17 protein-coding genes and 5 tRNA genes are annotated in these 16,799 nt (G+C 40.6%); 15 read left to right on the forward strand and 7 right to left on the reverse strand.

Annotation, left to right across the window (positions count from 1 at the left end; translation table 11 throughout):
- Positions 1–21 precede the first annotated feature (21 nt).
- The 5 genes from ABD873_RS08525 to ABD873_RS08545 all read right to left on the reverse strand — a co-directional run bounded on the left by ABD873_RS08525 (position 22) and on the right by ABD873_RS08545 (position 3,551).
- Positions 22–1,011 (reverse strand): beta-ketoacyl-ACP synthase III, encoded by a 990-nt coding sequence (locus tag ABD873_RS08525; RefSeq protein WP_345067275.1) that lies wholly within the window; start codon positions 1,009–1,011, stop codon positions 22–24.
- Positions 1,012–1,017: 6 nt separating this feature from the next.
- Positions 1,018–1,956, reverse strand: coding sequence for a phosphate acyltransferase PlsX (gene plsX, locus ABD873_RS08530; protein ID WP_345067278.1), 939 nt, complete (start codon positions 1,954–1,956; stop codon positions 1,018–1,020).
- A 101-nt stretch (positions 1,957–2,057) separates the two neighbouring features.
- Complete coding sequence (gene rpmF, locus ABD873_RS08535; RefSeq protein WP_345067281.1) at positions 2,058–2,249, reverse strand: 50S ribosomal protein L32; 192 nt, start codon at positions 2,247–2,249, stop codon at positions 2,058–2,060.
- 15 nt (positions 2,250–2,264) lie between these two features.
- Positions 2,265–2,807 (reverse strand): YceD family protein, encoded by a 543-nt coding sequence (locus ABD873_RS08540; RefSeq protein ID WP_345067284.1) that lies wholly within the window; start codon positions 2,805–2,807, stop codon positions 2,265–2,267.
- Between the two features lie 66 nt (positions 2,808–2,873).
- On the reverse strand, positions 2,874–3,551 hold the full coding sequence (locus ABD873_RS08545; protein WP_345067287.1) for an epoxyqueuosine reductase QueH: 678 nt from the start codon (positions 3,549–3,551) through the stop codon (positions 2,874–2,876).
- A 161-nt stretch (positions 3,552–3,712) separates the two neighbouring features.
- On the opposite strand from ABD873_RS08545, the gene ABD873_RS08550 reads away from it, so the two are divergent.
- Positions 3,713–4,804: a YncE family protein gene (locus tag ABD873_RS08550; RefSeq protein ID WP_156138130.1), complete on the forward strand. Its 1,092-nt coding sequence runs from the start codon at positions 3,713–3,715 to the stop codon at positions 4,802–4,804.
- Here ABD873_RS08550 and ABD873_RS08555 read toward each other — a convergent pair.
- Positions 4,801–5,643, reverse strand: a complete 843-nt coding sequence (locus ABD873_RS08555) for a transglutaminase-like domain-containing protein (protein ID WP_345067293.1) — start codon at positions 5,641–5,643, stop codon at positions 4,801–4,803. The genes ABD873_RS08550 and ABD873_RS08555 overlap by 4 nt on opposite strands.
- 92 nt (positions 5,644–5,735) lie before the next feature.
- On the opposite strand from ABD873_RS08555, the gene ABD873_RS08560 reads away from it, so the two are divergent.
- Positions 5,736–6,161, forward strand: coding sequence for a hypothetical protein (locus ABD873_RS08560; protein WP_345067296.1), 426 nt, complete (start codon positions 5,736–5,738; stop codon positions 6,159–6,161).
- Here ABD873_RS08560 and ABD873_RS08565 read toward each other — a convergent pair.
- The gene (locus ABD873_RS08565; RefSeq protein ID WP_345067299.1) at positions 6,158–7,297 is read right to left on the reverse strand and encodes a BamA/TamA family outer membrane protein; all 1,140 of its coding nucleotides are present in this window, start codon (positions 7,295–7,297) and stop codon (positions 6,158–6,160) included. The two genes, ABD873_RS08560 and ABD873_RS08565, sit on opposite strands and share 4 nt — an antisense overlap.
- Positions 7,298–7,650: 353 nt before the next feature.
- Between ABD873_RS08565 and ABD873_RS08570 the strand changes: the two genes are divergently transcribed.
- The 13 genes from ABD873_RS08570 to rpoB all read left to right on the forward strand — a co-directional run bounded on the left by ABD873_RS08570 (position 7,651) and on the right by rpoB (position 16,791).
- A tRNA-Thr gene (locus ABD873_RS08570) sits at positions 7,651–7,723 on the forward strand.
- Between the two features lie 23 nt (positions 7,724–7,746).
- Positions 7,747–7,827: transfer RNA gene (locus ABD873_RS08575), tRNA-Tyr, on the forward strand.
- Between the two features lie 53 nt (positions 7,828–7,880).
- Positions 7,881–7,953: transfer RNA gene (locus ABD873_RS08580), tRNA-Gly, on the forward strand.
- Positions 7,954–8,045: 92 nt separating this feature from the next.
- Positions 8,046–8,117, forward strand: a tRNA-Thr gene (locus ABD873_RS08585).
- Between the two features lie 70 nt (positions 8,118–8,187).
- Positions 8,188–9,375 (forward strand): elongation factor Tu, encoded by a 1,188-nt coding sequence (gene tuf / locus ABD873_RS08590; RefSeq protein ID WP_345067302.1) that lies wholly within the window; start codon positions 8,188–8,190, stop codon positions 9,373–9,375.
- Positions 9,376–9,543: 168 nt separating this feature from the next.
- A tRNA-Trp gene (locus tag ABD873_RS08595) sits at positions 9,544–9,614 on the forward strand.
- Positions 9,615–9,637: 23 nt separating this feature from the next.
- On the forward strand, positions 9,638–9,829 hold the full coding sequence (gene secE, locus ABD873_RS08600; RefSeq protein WP_039052760.1) for a preprotein translocase subunit SecE: 192 nt from the start codon (positions 9,638–9,640) through the stop codon (positions 9,827–9,829).
- Positions 9,830–9,851: 22 nt separating this feature from the next.
- Positions 9,852–10,397 (forward strand): transcription termination/antitermination protein NusG, encoded by a 546-nt coding sequence (gene nusG / locus ABD873_RS08605; RefSeq protein WP_345067304.1) that lies wholly within the window; start codon positions 9,852–9,854, stop codon positions 10,395–10,397.
- 272 nt (positions 10,398–10,669) lie between these two features.
- Positions 10,670–11,113 (forward strand): 50S ribosomal protein L11, encoded by a 444-nt coding sequence (gene rplK, locus ABD873_RS08610; protein WP_345067307.1) that lies wholly within the window; start codon positions 10,670–10,672, stop codon positions 11,111–11,113.
- A 22-nt stretch (positions 11,114–11,135) separates the two neighbouring features.
- Entirely contained in the window at positions 11,136–11,834 is a 699-nt protein-coding gene (rplA, locus tag ABD873_RS08615) for a 50S ribosomal protein L1 (protein ID WP_039052763.1), read from the forward strand.
- 2 nt (positions 11,835–11,836) lie between these two features.
- The gene (gene rplJ, locus ABD873_RS08620; RefSeq protein ID WP_345067311.1) at positions 11,837–12,355 is read left to right on the forward strand and encodes a 50S ribosomal protein L10; all 519 of its coding nucleotides are present in this window, start codon (positions 11,837–11,839) and stop codon (positions 12,353–12,355) included.
- A gap of 85 nt (positions 12,356–12,440) precedes the next feature.
- Entirely contained in the window at positions 12,441–12,818 is a 378-nt protein-coding gene (rplL, locus tag ABD873_RS08625) for a 50S ribosomal protein L7/L12 (protein ID WP_345067314.1), read from the forward strand.
- 163 nt (positions 12,819–12,981) lie between these two features.
- Positions 12,982–16,791 (forward strand): DNA-directed RNA polymerase subunit beta, encoded by a 3,810-nt coding sequence (gene rpoB / locus ABD873_RS08630; RefSeq protein WP_345067317.1) that lies wholly within the window; start codon positions 12,982–12,984, stop codon positions 16,789–16,791.
- Positions 16,792–16,799: the final 8 nt, after the last annotated feature.

Below are 16,799 nucleotides of genomic sequence, written 5' to 3' on the forward strand. Positions count from 1 at the left end.
AAATGTGTCTTAGTCAAATAATTAGTAAGCCCATTTTAGGTATACCGATCCCCAGGTGAATCCGCCTCCAAAGGCTGCCAACACTAAGTTGTCTCCTTTTTTCAGCTTATCTTCCCACTCCCATAGACATAATGGAATGGTTGCACTGGTTGTATTACCGTATCTATGGATGTTGATCATCACCTTTTCTTCAGGAAGGCCGGCGCGTTCAGCGGTAGCGTCGATAATCCTTTTGTTGGCTTGATGTGGTACTAACCAATCCACATTTTCTGCTGTTAGGTTGTTACGTACCATGATTTCATGGGTAACCTCTGCCATATTTGTAACAGCAAACTTGAATACGGTACGGCCTTCTTGGTATGCATAGTGCATGCCGGCGTCTACCGTTTCGTGGGTGGCAGGGTTCAAGGAGCCTCCACCTTTGATATTTAGGTATTGGCCACCGGAGCCGTCAGTTTTTAAGAGAGAGTCTAGAATACCCATTCCTTCGGTGTTTGGCTCTAACAATACTGCGCCACAACCATCTCCAAAAAGGATGCAGGTGTTACGGTCATTGTAGTTCACTACCGAAGACATTTTGTCGGCACCTACTACCAATACTTTTTTATGTTTGCCCGATTCGATGAACTGAGCGCCTGTAGTCAATCCGAATAAAAATCCGGAACATGCTGCTTGAAGGTCATAACCCCATGCATTTTTTGCTCCGATTTTGTCAGCTAAGATGTTTGCTGTAGCAGGGAAAAGCATGTCGGGAGTACTGGTACAGAAGATGATAAGCTCAATTTCTTCAGCTGAGATGCCTCTTTTTTCCAATAATCCTTTTACTGCCGGAACAGCAAGATCTGATGTCGCTAATCCTTTTCCTTTTAGAATACGACGTTCTTTGATACCCGTACGTGTTACAATCCATTCATCGTTGGTATCAACCATTGTTTCCAGTTCCTTGTTTGTTAGAATGTAATCAGGAACATATCCGTTTACCGCCGTAATAGCTGCGTGAATTTTAGACATATAATGTTAGTTAAAAGCATTTTTCATCTTGTCGATAAATCTCGACTCGATCATATCCTTAGATAGTAATATCATGTTTTTGATAGCAGTAGGAGAGGAGATGCCATGTCCGATGATGACAGGTGCATTCACCCCTAAAATAGGACTGCCTCCATATTGCTCATAGTTGAACCTATCAAAGAAATCATCCTTAAAACCTTTTTTCAAAGTAACTACATAAAAAGATTCAGCAAGCTTCAATACCACATTGCCTGTAAATCCATCACATACATATACATCTGCGTGATCTGTAAACAAATCACGACCTTCGGCGTTGCCTATGAAATTAATTTTGGAATTAGTTTTAAGTAGAGGATAGGTTGAGGTTGTCAATGCATTTCCTTTTTCTTCTTCTTCGCCAATGTTGAGCAAACCTACTTTAGGGTTTTCGATTCCATAGACGTATTCTGCGTACAGACTTCCTAAAATGGCGAACTGGTTTAGCATTTCGGGCTTACAGTCTGCATTGGCGCCCACATCTAGAAGGATGCCGAATCCACTTTTTAGTTTTGGAACATTGGTGGCAATAGCTGGTCGTAACACTCCTGGGATGGGTTTTACGCTGAACATAGCGCCAACAAGCATGGCTCCCGTGTTTCCAGCTGAAGAGAAGGAGTCTATTTCCCCATTTTTTAGTAGCTCAAAGCCTCTTGCAATACTGGAGTTTGGCTTTTGGGTAATAGCTTTTGTCGGATGCTCGTGCATAGATATGGCATCGGGAGCATGAACATAGTCAAATAAGGATGTGTCTACTCCGGCTGCTTCTATACTTTTTTTAGTTTCTTCTTCGTCACCGATCAACACGATGCGTTGATCCGCTGAAAGAACTTTCTGGGCTTCAATAGCCCCTAAAATAGTTGATTTTGGGGCGTAATCCCCACCAAGAACGTCTAATCCTATCTTCATCCGTTATTATTTTTCTACTTCAATAATACGCAAAAACATCCCAAAATAAAGTAAAAAAATATTTTTTTACTTCGTTTGGGATGTTTTATATAAAGATATTTTTAGACTGCTTTAGCGTTTTCAACGATCAGTTTACCGTTGTAATATAAGTTGCCATCAACTTCGTACGCTCTGTGAGGTACGTGTACAGCCCCAGTCTCTTTACATACTGTTAAAGTAGGTCTTTCAGCCTTATAGTGCGTTCTTCTTTTGTCTCTTCTTGATTTCGAAGTCTTACGTTTTGGATGTGCCATCTCGTATTATGTTTTTTAATTGTTTTTAATATTCATTAATGCTGCCCAACGTGGGTCTATAGTTTCTTCAGTAATTTCCGATGATTGTTGTTCTTCGTTGCTGATTCTTGCCAGCATCTCTGGATCACACGTAATGTTCAATCCTTGTTCGCTACATTTGGTGTAATAAGGAACACGCACATTGATGTAATCGTACAACAAAGTTGCTATATCCAATTCGTAGTCGGTCTTTTTCAGCACGATGACATCGTCATCTTCACTGTCGTCAGCCCACTCCTCCTGAACAAATTTGACAATTACCCTTTCCTCAAAATCGGTAGGGGCGTCAAAATCATTCAGGCAGACGTCACACGTCAACTGGATTGTTCCTTGGATATGGAAGGTAACGATAAGCATGGTCTCTTGTTTCTGAAGAGAAACCTGCGCGTTAAGATTACCTTTCTTCACCAACGAATGCTCATAGCAGTCAAAGAACTTATCACCAATTTCAAATTCAAAATCGTGATTGCCTGCGGCTAATCCTGAAAATGGGATTCTATATTGTTTTAGATAGTTCACAATCTTGTATTTGAGCCTGCAAAATTAATCTTTTTATATGAAGGATGCAATTATTTTTGATAATTTTTATTTGTTTTCATCCTTCTCTTCTTCTCCGTAATATTTGACACCTATTTTTATTTTTTCTCTGCCGTTGGCTACACGCCATTTGTTGGTGTCTCGCAGAGAATAGGCGCATCCGCAGTATTCCTGCATGTAGAATTTCTCTCGCTTGCTGATTTCCAGCATTCTGGCGGAACCTCCTTTTTTGCGCCAGTTGAAGGTCCAGTATTCCAGTCCTGGATAGCGGGATGCTGCTCGCAAGCCACAGTCGTTGATTTGTTCCATATTTTTCCAGCGCGAAATACCCAAGGAGCTGGTGATGACATCAAAGCCATTGGCCGCCGCGTATTCGGCGGTTTTTTCAAAGCGCATGTCGAAGCACATAGTGCAGCGTATGCCTCGTTCAGGTTCAAATTCCATACCTTTGGCTAGTTCAAACCAATGGTCTACATCGTAGTCGGCATCAATAAACGGAATGTTGTGCTTTTCCGCAAAGCGCTTGTTCTCCTCCTTACGGATTTCGTATTCCTTGCGAGGATGAATATTCGGATTGTAAAAATATATTGTGAAGTCTATATCCGACGCAATCAAAGCTTCCATCACTTCTCCCGAACAAGGTGCGCAGCACGAATGAAGAAGCAATTTTTTGCCTTCGTTAGGTAAGACAAGTTTTTCACGTTTAAACTCTTTCTTGTTGTCCATATCACCCAAAGTGGTATTGCACCGCAATTTTACACAATAAATCCTACTTTTAAAAGTCTCTTCACACATGTAGCCTTTGTTCGGCCGCTTTCGTTTGATTAGATAACATCAAAAAATTTATACATTTGTATAATTGTAACATGTTGATAAGAAACTTTTATATGCATAGATTCCTGATTTGTCTTATTCCTCTTCTGGTGACGGTAGTGTCGTGTATGAGAGACGATGATGAACCACCGATACGTGATATCAAATCTTTTTCCCGTTTGTATGTTTCTACGTCTGATTATCAGGCCGGCGCTTCTACAAATTTCGAGAATGTGTGGGTAGTGGATCCGGTGGATGAGGATCAGCTGCCTAGTGAGAGCACCTTTAAAAAATATGTTTCTGCCGCTAAAGGAGGTAAGACCATTCACTTTTCTCCCCTTTCGGATGGACTGATTTTTCAGTCTAGCATGAATACACCAGGCACTATGGATACAACCATCAACGTGCTGTCAGTAGATATACGAGGTACCATAGGCTCGCGTGCCAAACTTTCGAACCGTAAGTTAGATAATGTGAGGGGGATGTATTATACGGTGGTAAATAGTGGCACAAATACGAGCAATGCCTTCTTACTGGCTTTGAATAAGTCGGACACTATTCCGGATGCACACTTGTATGCTTTTTTGCGACCTACAAGCTCGGGGTTTTATTCTAAGCCACGATTCCAGACAACACTCAACTATGTTCCATGGGGAATAACAGGACATGAGAATGACCTGTTTATCGTGAAAACGGGAGATCAGGGAGGTGTGGTGGTGTATAAAAACTTCCTGCCTGCACTAAACGATAGGGTGGATTCTGTTTTAAATGTCAATCCGACCTTTACGTTGACGGTTGACGGCTCACGCAACCTGAGAGGGATTTCTTATTCACCATCGAAGGATATTTTGGTGCTGACGGACTATACTGTGGTGCAGGGTACGACCTTCGAGGGAAGGGTGTTGATTTTTGAAAACTTCTCGTCGCATACTTCAACTCAGACACTGACACCTACCCGTGTCATCAGCGGTAATGCCACGATGTTGAAGCAGCCTATGGATATCGCTATAGATCCTCGGGAAGATGGAAAATATCTTTATGTGGCGGATATAGAAACTAAAAGAGTGTTAAGGTTTTTGATCAGCGACCAAGGGAATGTGGCACCAACGGGTGTGTTGAACTTTAACAATAGGACACCGATGAGCCTTTCGTTGGATGCCCGTTAACCCTCTAAAATTTGAAGTAATATTGTGATTTCCTCTCTTTTCTGAGGATTTCCCGCTTGCTCATAAGCCGTTATTAAATTGCGTAATACGCGTTTGATAATGGCTTTATTTGTACATGGCATAGTGTATTCGTCACTAGCGGGAAGATTGAGCTGACGAAGGAAAAAATAGATGTCGTTCTGACTCATAATTTGTCCCCGATTGAAAGTGTTAATGTAAAATAGTGGGGTACTATCCGGATCTTCCATATAAGCGGCAACAAAATGTTTTGGTAGGTTCACTCCATAAATAGGGATGTCCAGCTGTTGTGCAATAAGACAATAAATGCAGGTCAATGAGATGGGATTGCCTCGTTTGGTTTCCAAAACTTTATGGATAAAAGAGTTTTGTGGGTCATGGTAGTTGGCGGTGTTGCCCGCAAGACCGAATTCGCGGAAGATAACATTGTTGAGAAGCTTTACCTTTTCGATAGGATTCATATCATACATAAGCTGAAGCCATATGCTTCTTTTTAATTCGGCTATGGTGAGGCTCACCAAGCTTTCGTCTAGATTGGGATATTGATAACGGTTGACGATGAGCAATCCTTCTAAAAGGTCTTCGCTATTTTTTAAATCCCATAACTGTAGGTCGTTGACAATCTGGTCAAACTGTATCTTATGAATGATGTTTTCAATCCTTGATTGTGGTAAAGGATCGAATGTGGACTCCCAGTTTTCTTCCAGCAAAGGGATGACCTCTGGACCGCAGGTGATAAGCTGCTGCTCCAGTTGCTTGAAAATCTCTTCATCCGGATCATCAAGTAATGAGATCAATGCCCTAAGTTCTCTATCATTCATGGTAATAAATTAGCAAAAATCGTTCACATTTATTGTGTACAAATAAAGTTTATTTTCTCTATTCGAATGTTAATGTATTGTTATTTTTGCTTATGCTTTATTTTGCTAAGAAAATCCTGCACTTCCTCACTTCCAATTCTCGTCATGGAACGCACTCCCCATTCGTTTATAGTTTGGCGGAGCAGATAATCTATAGCAGAAAATATAAGCGAAATAAAGAATCCCTGCAGGCAGCCATTGTCCGCTACTTTGAAAAACAAGGCTACACTCAAGAGCAATTCTTCACACTTTCTCTTATTGATTATACGGTGGAGGAGCTTGTGGCGCTACAAGAAAAATATTTTATGCTTTTCGTGGAGCTGCCACATCGTCATGCCTCTGAACCGCTGTGGCAACAGCTTCAGAGGGACTCCCGATTTGTTGTGCTTATAGATCTTTTCGAGCTAGGGATAATATGCAAAAGGAAAGAGCAGCGTAAAGAATATTTTAAGCTGCGCTATCCTTATTGGCTGTATTAAAATGCTTCGGCAATGCTTAGATAGATGCCGGACTGTCTTTTTTCTCCATGTCTTTGTTCGCCGATAGCGTAGTCCAATCTGATACTGCTGGCATGCTTCAAGCTATAAAAATATCTTCCCCCGATGCCGTAGGAAGGAACAAGACGTGCGGAGAAGGTTTTCGAGAAGGTAGTTCCTGTGCCGGCAAAGGCATTGATGCCAAGACGCGGATGAAAGCGGTAGCGGATTTCGGCTTGCGTGGCTATATAGTTTTTGTCGCGGTATCTTCCGAGATAATAGCCCCGCATAGTCATGTCTCCTCCCAAATCTCTTAGGGTATAAAAAGGTAAATTATGCCCGTATGTTCCCCTGTAAAGAATTTGTGCAGCTAAGTTTACATTCCGGTATAATTTCTTGAATCCACGCAGGTCGGCCTCGACCATAGTTCCTTTATAATCTTTGGATGTAAAGAAACGGGGGGCATAAGTTCCTTTAATGCGTAGATAGATGCCTGTGTTACTATAGGTTGGTAAGTCTCTGCTGTCATAAAGCGCGGAAAAGCCAAATGTAACATATTGCCCTCCATCCTTACCGTAAAGTGGGAGAGTGTCAAAGATTCCATCAGCTTCCTGATCTGCAAATTTGAAGTGGTCGTAGCTGCTGTTGAGTCCCAGGTAAATGTGGTTTGCAATCTTTTTCTCTACTTCTACTTTTACCCTGTACAAAGTGTGATCCAGTAGGTCTTCATCCGCCTTTCTGGTTTTGTTTCCTATGCCATAAAAGTTGAATGGCCAGTCTCTAGCTCGTAGCTCTAAGAGGATATGATAATCATTATCTTTTGTCCACAGTTCGGCGTTAGTGTTAATTTTCTTTTGTCCTTTTGTAGTGAAAGTACTTATCAGAGTGAGGGTAGAAGTTTTTCGAGAGGAAGATGTTTTGTCTAGGAAAAAGTTGTAGGTAGCCGCAACGCCTATTTCGGCTCCCGTTTCTTGAGCATAGCCAAAGGCCGGAACGACAAAAAAACTGTTGCCATTGCCGGAAGAGTCTACCTCGGTGGAAAATGTTTTATGAATAAGTCTTTTGATTAAACCTTTCGGTTGTTGTGCTTGTGCGGATATGAAACAGCAAAATAACAGAACTAAAACCGGTAATCTCATTAGTAAAATTTGTCAAAAGTCAACGGTGCAAATATAGATTAATAAACTTGCAAATACGGATAATTGTTTGGCGGATAAAAATTATTGTGCTGCATATCAGCATTATGGCTTTAAAGCCTAAAATTTTTACTCCAAAAATTTTTGAAATGTCAATCTGCTGTCTATCTTTGCATCATCAAAAACGAACTAAGTGATACAAATAAGGCGTTTTTGAGTGAGTTCTTTAAGAAAGAAAATAAAGAAAATATTTTAAAAAATTCTCTTGCAAATTTGGAATGAATTTTTCTATCTTTGCACCAGCTACTCGAAAGAGTAGGAGTTCTTCGAGAGTTTGATAAAATACTAAAATAAAAGCCTCCTTAGCTCAGCTGGTAGAGCAACTGACTTGTAATCAGTAGGTCATTGGTTCGATCCCGATAGGAGGCTCTAAAGTGAGAAATCACTGGTTTGGAGGGGTTCCAGAGCGGTCAAATGGGACGGACTGTAAATCCGTTGCTTCGGCTTCGAAGGTTCGAATCCTTCTCCCTCCACACGAAAGTTGTAGTTTACAATTAGTCGATACTAGAGGTTGTAAACAAAATAAGCGGAAGTAGCTCAGTTGGTAGAGCGATAGCCTTCCAAGCTATAGGTCGCGAGTTCGAACCTCGTCTTCCGCTCTAATTTTTCAAAGGTTTTTCAGTCTCTATCTTTCATAAGAAATAGTGTGTAAGGTGGAGGCATTATGTCGTAAGTAAACTTTTGATCATAAGCCGAAGTAGCTCAGGGGTAGAGCACTTCCTTGGTAAGGAAGAGGTCGTGGGTTCAAATCCCATCTTTGGCTCTACAAAATTTTTTTTATTTTTGTAAAGAATTTAATAGGAAATATTTAATAATTACTAATTCGCATAAACATGGCAAAAGAGAAATTTGACCGTAGTAAACCGCACTTAAACATAGGTACAATCGGTCACGTTGACCACGGTAAAACTACTACAACTGCAGCTATCACTAAAGTATTAGCTGATAGAGGTTTATCAGAAGCTCGTTCATTTGACTCTATCGACTCAGCTCCTGAAGAAAAAGAACGTGGTATCACTATCAATACATCTCACGTAGAATATCAAACAGAAAATCGTCACTATGCACACGTTGACTGTCCAGGTCACGCCGACTATGTGAAAAACATGGTAACTGGTGCTGCGCAAATGGACGGTGCTATCATCGTTGTTGCTGCTACTGACGGTCCGATGCCTCAAACTCGTGAGCACATCTTGTTAGCACGTCAAGTAGGTGTACCTGCTCTTGTAGTGTTCTTAAATAAAGTTGACTTAGTAGACGACCCTGAGTTGTTGGAGTTAGTAGAAATGGAAGTTCGTGAATTGTTGAACTTCTACGAATTCCCTGGTGATGAAGTTCCAGTAATTCGTGGTTCTGCTTTAGGTGCGTTGAACGGTGAAGAGAAATGGGTACAATCTATCGTAGACTTGATGGCTGCTGTAGATAGCTACATTCCAATTCCTCCACGTTTGAATGATCTTCCATTCTTGATGCCTATCGAGGACGTATTCTCAATCACTGGTCGTGGTACAGTAGCAACAGGTCGTATCGAAAGAGGTGTAATCAACACTGGTGACCCAGTTGAAATCTTGGGTATGGGTGCTGAAAACTTAAAATCTACTGTAACTGGTGTGGAAATGTTCCGTAAAATCTTGGATTACGGTGAAGCCGGTGATAACGTAGGTTTATTGTTACGTGGTATCGAAAAAACTGATATCAAACGTGGTATGGTAATCTGTAAACCAGGTACTGTAACTCCTCACACTGAGTTCAAAGCTGAGGTTTACGTATTATCAAAAGCTGAAGGTGGTCGTCACACTCCATTCTTCAACAAATACCGCCCTCAATTCTATTTCCGTACTACTGACGTAACTGGTGAGATCACTTTACCAGAAGGTACTGAAATGGTTATGCCAGGTGATAACGTTACAATCACTGTTAAATTGATTAGCGCTATCGCAATGGAAAAAGGTTTACGTTTCGCGATCCGCGAAGGTGGCCGTACAGTAGGTGCTGGTCAGGTAACTGAAATCATTGCTTAATCTATTCGGATAGATTGGCGAAATATAATAAAATAAGCTAATTAGCTGAGGCTGATTAGCTTATTTTTTTCAGATTAAAAAAAGTGCTCTGAAAGGCAAAAAAAAGCAAAAAATATTTGGTCTAATGCTATCAGAACGCTATATTTGCATCACAAAACAACAAAACACACGGGCATAGTTTAAAGGTAGAACGAAGGTCTCCAAAACCTTTGGTCTGGGTTCGAGTCCTGGTGCCCGTGCTAAAACTTAAATAAACAATCAAATGGCTAAAGTACTGGATTTTATTAAGGAGTCTTATCAAGAGGTGACAGGAAAGGTTACTTGGCCTACTTGGGCTCAATTGCAAAATCATGCGGTTGTGGTACTTGTAGCCTCGGTGATCATAGCTTTAGTAGTACTGGTTATGGATAAAGCTTCAAGCAATATTCTGGAGTTGTTGTACGGTACTAAGTAAAGTTTATCGAAAAGATAATATTATGGCTGATCAAAATTTAAAGTGGTACGTAGTTCGTGCTGTAAGTGGTAAAGAGAAGAAGGTGAAGCAATACGTGGAAGCGGAAGTAAATCGTCTGGGTATCCAACACTTGGTACCTCAGGTTTTAATTCCGATGGAAAAGTATTACCAGATGCGCGATGGCAAGAAGATTGCCAAAGAACGTAACTACTATCCAGGATATGTGCTTATAGAAGCAGCATTGAACGGTGAGATTGAGCACGCTATAAAAAATTTAAATAGCGTAATCGGTTTCTTGGGAGATAAAGAAGGTAATGCGATTCCTTTGCGTCCATCTGAAGTAAATAGAATCTTGGGTAAAGTGGATGAGATGGCAGAGCAAGGTGAGTCGATTAATGTAGCATATTACGTTGGTGAATCGGTGAAAGTTATCGATGGTCCTTTCAATGGCTTCACCGGAGAGATCGAAGAGGTTCATGAGGATAAGAAGAAATTGACCGTAATGGTTAAAGTATTCGGTCGTAAGACTCCTTTGGAGCTGAATTATATGCAAGTGGAAAAAGAATAAAAGCGTAGGTGCATAGAAGATATTCAAAGGGCTTAATTTTCGGATTAAGCCCTTTCTTAATACATGGTATTCGGGTAAAAGGTTTAATGAAAATTTTTTTGACGCAAAATGTGGAAAATTTTTCGTTGAAACCTTTTGGAATTCAGAACTTCTTGTTATCTTTGCACCTCGTTTAGATGTGTAAACTTCGGTTTTCCACTATACGATAAAAAATGTTACGTTATTGCTTCCAACTTACTAACAAACATTTAACAAATTAAAACACAAAAAAAATGGCAAAAGAAGTCAGTGCGTTAGTAAAATTACAAGTGAAGGGCGGTGCAGCAAATCCATCACCTCCAGTGGGCCCGGCTTTGGGTGCTAAGGGTGTGAATATTATGGATTTCTGTAAACAGTTCAACGCTCGTACGCAAGACAAACCAGGACAAGTATTGCCTGTTGTGATTACTGTTTATGCCGACAAGTCTTTTGATTTTATCATCAAAACTCCACCGGTAGCTGTTCAGTTGAAAGAGGTTACTAAAATTAAGAGTGGATCTGGTGAGCCTAACCGTAAGAAAGTTGCTTCTATTACATGGGAGCAAGTGGAGGCTATCGCCAAAGATAAAATGCCAGACTTGAACGCGTTTACTTTAGAATCAGCAATGCGTATGGTAGCTGGTACAGCTCGTAGTATGGGTATCACTGTTACAGGTGACGCTCCTTGGAAAAATTAATTAACGAAATCAGTTTAAGAAAGTGGCTAGATTAACAAAAAATCAAAAAGCGGCACTATCCAAAATTGAAGCTGGTAAGGCGTATACTTTAGCAGAAGCTGCGGCTTTAGTTAAAGACATTACTACAACTAAGTTTGATGCTTCTGTGGATATCGACGTGCGTTTAGGCGTAGATCCACGTAAAGCGAATCAAATGGTTCGTGGTATTGCGACATTACCTCACGGAACTGGTAAAACTGTACGTGTTTTGGCTTTAGTAACTCCTGATAAGGAAGAAGAAGCTAAAGCTGCCGGTGCAGACTACGTAGGTCTAGATGAGTATATCAGCAAAATTGAAGGTGGTTGGACTGACGTTGACATTATTATCACTATGCCTTCGGTAATGGCTAAAGTTGGTAAATTGGGTCGTATCTTAGGTCCAAGAAACTTAATGCCTAACCCTAAAACTGGTACAGTAACTACTGAAGTAGGAAAAGCTGTAGCAGATGTAAAAGGTGGTAAAATCGATTTTAAAGTTGACAAAAACGGTATCATCCATACATCAATTGGAAAAGTGTCTTTCCCTGCAGAGAAGATTTATGAGAATGCATTAGAAGTATTACAGACTATTGCAAAGTTAAAGCCTTCAGCAGCTAAGGGAACATACTTCAAGAGTATCCATATCTCATCAACAATGAGTCCAGGTATTCCAGTTGAAACTAAATCAGTAGCAGGAATTTAATCATGAGAAAAGAAGAAAAACAAGAAATTGTTCAAGCTTTGGCCGAACAGATTAAATCTTACGGTAACTTCTACATTACTGATACTGCTGATTTAACTGTTGAAAAAGTCAACGTAATACGCCGTAAATGTTTCGATGCTGGCATCAAAATGCAAGTGGCTAAAAACACTTTGTTTGAGAAGGCTTTAATCGAAGCAGGAATAGACGCACCAGAACTTGTTGGTGTACTTAAAGGTGCTTCTACTATTTTATTCTCTTCGACTGGTAATGCTCCAGCGAAATTGATCAAGCAATTGCGTAAAGAGAACGATAAACCTATCTTGAAAGCAGCTTATATCCAAGAGACTGTTTTCGTAGGCGACAAACAAATCGACGCATTAGTAAGCTTGAAATCGAAAGAAGAGCTTATCGGCGATATTATCTTGGCACTTCAATCGCCAGCGAAAAATGTTATCTCTGCTCTTTCATCGGGTGGAAATACCATTTCAGGTGTGCTTAAAGCTTTAGAACAAAGAGGATAACGAACGTCCTCTATCAAAAAGGTTGAATTAAGTTCGTGGATTAATTAACAATATTTTTTAAGAACATTCAAAAAATCAAAATAAAATGGCAGATTTAAAACAACTTGCTGAACAGTTAGTTAACTTAACAGTAAAAGAAGTTAAAGAATTAGCTGATATCTTAAAAGACGAGTACGGTATCGAGCCTGCTGCTGCTGCAGTTGCAGTTGCTGCTGCTCCAGCTGACGGTGGCGCTGGTGCTGCTGAGGAGAAAACTTCATTCGACGTTATCTTGAAAGACGCTGGTGGCCAAAAATTAGCTGTAGTTAAATTAGTTAAAGACTTAGCTGGTTTAGGCTTAAAAGAAGCTAAAGATTTAGTTGACGGTGCTCCTAAAGAATTAAAAACTGGCGTTTCTAAAGACGAAGCTGAAGCTTTGAAAAAACAATTAGAAGAAGCTGGTGCTGTAGTTGAAATTAAGTAATTTCAAATATCGTCAAAACGAGGTTAGACTCTGATAGTTTTATCAGAGTCTATTCCCGTTTTAATACATTAAATCCGACAGGACAGACGTTTGCTGGCGTCTTTTTGTCATGCTTAAACAGCAAAATAAAGTTCAGTTTTTTTAAACTAAAAATCTTATTCCCTTGGCAAACAATAATATTCAAAACGAAAGAATAAATTTTGCAACAAGTAAGAAGGTTATCGATTATCCTGATTTCTTGGATGTGCAATTGCAATCTTTCAAGGAGTTTTTTCAATTAGAAACTACTTCTGATAACCGCCATCAGGAAGGGTTGTACAAGGTTTTCGCTGAAAACTTCCCTATTACTGATTCAAGAAACATATTCGTGCTAGAGTTTTTGGATTATTATATTGATCCACCACGTTATGACATACAAGAGTGTATTGAGCGTGGGTTAACTTATAGCGTGCCTTTAAAAGCAAAATTGAAGTTGTCTTGTAATGACGAAGAACACGAAGATTTCGAAACCATAGTACAGGATGTTTATTTAGGTACAATTCCATACATGACACCAAAAGGTACTTTCGTTATCAATGGTGCCGAGCGTGTAATTGTATCTCAGTTGCATCGTTCTCCTGGTGTTTTCTTCGGTCAGAGTAGACACACAAACGGTACAAAACTTTATTCGGCAAGGGTAATTCCTTTTAAAGGATCTTGGATCGAGTTTGCTACAGACGTTAACAACGTGATGTACGCATATATCGATCGTAAGAAAAAATTCCCGGTTACTACTTTATTGCGTGCTATCGGATACGACTCAGATAAAGATATCTTAGAATTATTCGGCTTAGCAGATGAAGTTAAAGTTAGTAAAACCGGTCTTAAGAAATACGTAGGTCGTCGTCTTGCGGCCAGAGTATTAAACAAATGGACGGAAGATTTCGTGGACGAAGATACAGGGGAGGTAGTATCTATCGACCGTAACGAAATTATCCTTGAGCGTGAGACTATACTAGAAGAAGATCACATCGATTTGATTCTTGAAGCCGGCGTTAAGTCTATCATCTTAGCGAAGGAAGATGACAACAACGATGTGGACTATTCGATTATATATAACACATTACAGAAGGATACTTCTAACTCGGAAAAAGAAGCGGTAGAACACATCTATCGCCAGTTGCGTAACGCCGAACCACCTGATGAAGAAACTGCACGCGGTATTATCGACCGTTTGTTCTTCTCAGATAAGCGTTACGATTTGGGTGATGTAGGTCGTTACCGTATCAACCGCAAATTAAACTTGGATATTGATCCTGATATTCGTGTGTTGACACGTGAAGATATCATCGCTATCGTGAAGTACTTGATCGACTTGATCAACTCAAAAGCGGAAGTAGATGATATTGACCACTTGTCAAACCGTCGTGTACGTACTGTAGGTGAGCAGTTGTATGCACAGTTCGGTGTTGGTTTGGCTCGTATGGCACGTACTATTCGTGAGCGTATGAATATCCGCGACAACGAAGTGTTTACACCAACTGATTTGATCAATGCACGTACACTTTCTTCAGTGATCAATTCCTTCTTCGGAACCAACCAGCTTTCTCAGTTCATGGATCAAACCAACCCATTGGCTGAGATTACGCACAAGCGTCGTCTTTCGGCGTTAGGTCCTGGTGGTCTTTCTCGTGAGCGTGCCGGTTTCGAGGTGCGTGACGTTCACTATACGCACTACGGTCGTTTGTGTACCATCGAAACACCGGAAGGTCCGAACATCGGTTTGATTTCTTCATTGTCTGTTCATGCTAAGATCAACAGTTTAGGCTTCATCGAAACCCCTTATCGTAAGGTTAAAAACGGAAAAGTAGTAGTAGATGAGCCTGTAGTTTACTTGTCAGCAGAAGATGAAGATGGTAAAACTATCGCTCAAGCTAATGCGCAGTACGACGATGAAGGAAACTTCTTGGATGAAAAAGTAAAGGCCAGATTTGAGGGTGACTTCCCTATTATCGAGCCTGAGAAATTGGACTATATGGACGTTGCGCCAAACCAGATTACTTCTATCGCGGCTTCATTGATTCCTTTCTTGGAGCACGACGATGCGAACCGTGCGTTGATGGGATCGAACATGCAACGTCAAGCTGTTCCTCTATTGCGTCCTGAAGCACCTATCGTAGGTACAGGTCTTGAAGCGCGCGTAGCATCAGACTCTCGTGCCTTGATTAATGCGGAAGGTGATGGCGTAGTTGAATATGTTGATGCTGAGGTGATTAAAATCCGTTACGATCGTACGGAGGAAGAACGTCTTGTATCTTTCGATGACGAGGTAAAAACATATAAATTAATCAAGTTTAAGAAAACCAACCAGAATACTTGTATCAACTTGAAGCCTATCGTTAAGAAAGGGCAACGAGTGTCAAAAGGACAGGTATTGTGTGAAGGTTACGCTACTCAAAATGGTGAGTTAGCATTAGGTCGCAACTTGAAAGTAGCGTTCATGCCATGGCAAGGATACAACTTTGAGGATGCGATCGTAATCTCTGAACGTGTAGTATCTCAAGATATCTTTACTTCGATACACATTGAAGAGTTCGAATTGGAAGTGAGAGATACAAAACGTGGAGAGGAAGAGCTTACTGCGGATATTCCAAACGTTTCGGAAGAGGCTACTAAAGACTTGGACGAAAACGGTATTATCCGTGTAGGTGCTGAAGTTAAAGAAGGAGATATCTTGATTGGTAAGATTACTCCAAAAGGAGAGTCTGATCCTTCTCCAGAAGAAAAATTGTTACGTGCGATTTTCGGTGATAAAGCTGGAGATGTTAAGGATGCTTCATTGAAAACTCCTCCTTCAATAAGCGGTGTGGTTATCGATACTAAACTGTTCTCTCGTGCGAAGAAAATGTCTAAAGAAGCGGAAAGAAAAGCTTTAGAGAAGTTAGAATTAGAGCACGAGAAAAACAAAAAGGCGTTGAAAGACCGTTTGGTAGAGAAGTTATTCACTATCGTGAACGGAAAAACAAGCCAAGGTGTTTACAACGTATATAAAGAGCTGTTAGTACCAAAAGGTGCTAAGTTCACTCAAAAAATCTTGTCTGATCTAGACTATACTAATGTTAACCCATTAGGATGGACTACAGATGAGGATAAAAATGAACTTATCAAATTAGCTCTTCACAACTACAATATTAAGCTTAACGAGGAGTTAGGTGCGTTCAAGCGTGAGAAATTTGCGATTTCTGTGGGTGATGAACTTCCATCTGGTATCGTACAGATGGCTAAAGTTTACATCGCTAAGAAGCGTAAGTTGAGAGTAGGGGATAAGATGGCAGGACGTCACGGTAACAAAGGTATTGTGGCTAAGATCGTTCGTGACGAAGATATGCCGTTCTTGGAAGATGGTACTCCTGTAGATATCGTGTTGAACCCTCTAGGGGTGCCTTCACGTATGAACTTGGGACAGATCTACGAAACCGTTCTTGGATGGGCAGGCCAGAAGTTAGGTGTTAAATTCGCAACACCAATCTTCGATGGTGCAGAGATGGATCAGGTAGAAGAATGGGTTGCCAAAGCTGGATTACCTAAGTCAGGTCGTACCTACTTGTATAACGGTTTGACGGGAGAGCGTTTCGACCAGCCTACAACAGTAGGGGTAATCTACATGTTGAAATTAGGACACATGGTGGATGACAAAATGCACGCTCGTTCTATAGGTCCTTACTCCTTGATCACGCAACAGCCATTAGGAGGTAAAGCTCAGTTTGGTGGTCAGCGTTTCGGAGAGATGGAGGTATGGGCACTTGAAGCATTTGGTGCAGCAAACATCTTACAAGAGATCTTAACTGTGAAATCGGATGATGTGGTAGGTCGTGCGAAGACTTATGAAGCTATCGTAAAAGGTAACAACTTACCTACACCATCAGTACCTGAATCATTCAACGTATTAGTTCACGAATTGCGTGGTTTAGGTTTAGATATCACATTAGATTAATCCAGTAA

It is taken from the genome of Sphingobacterium thermophilum, from assembly GCF_039541675.1.
In the GTDB taxonomy this organism is placed as follows: domain Bacteria; phylum Bacteroidota; class Bacteroidia; order Sphingobacteriales; family Sphingobacteriaceae; genus Sphingobacterium; species Sphingobacterium thermophilum.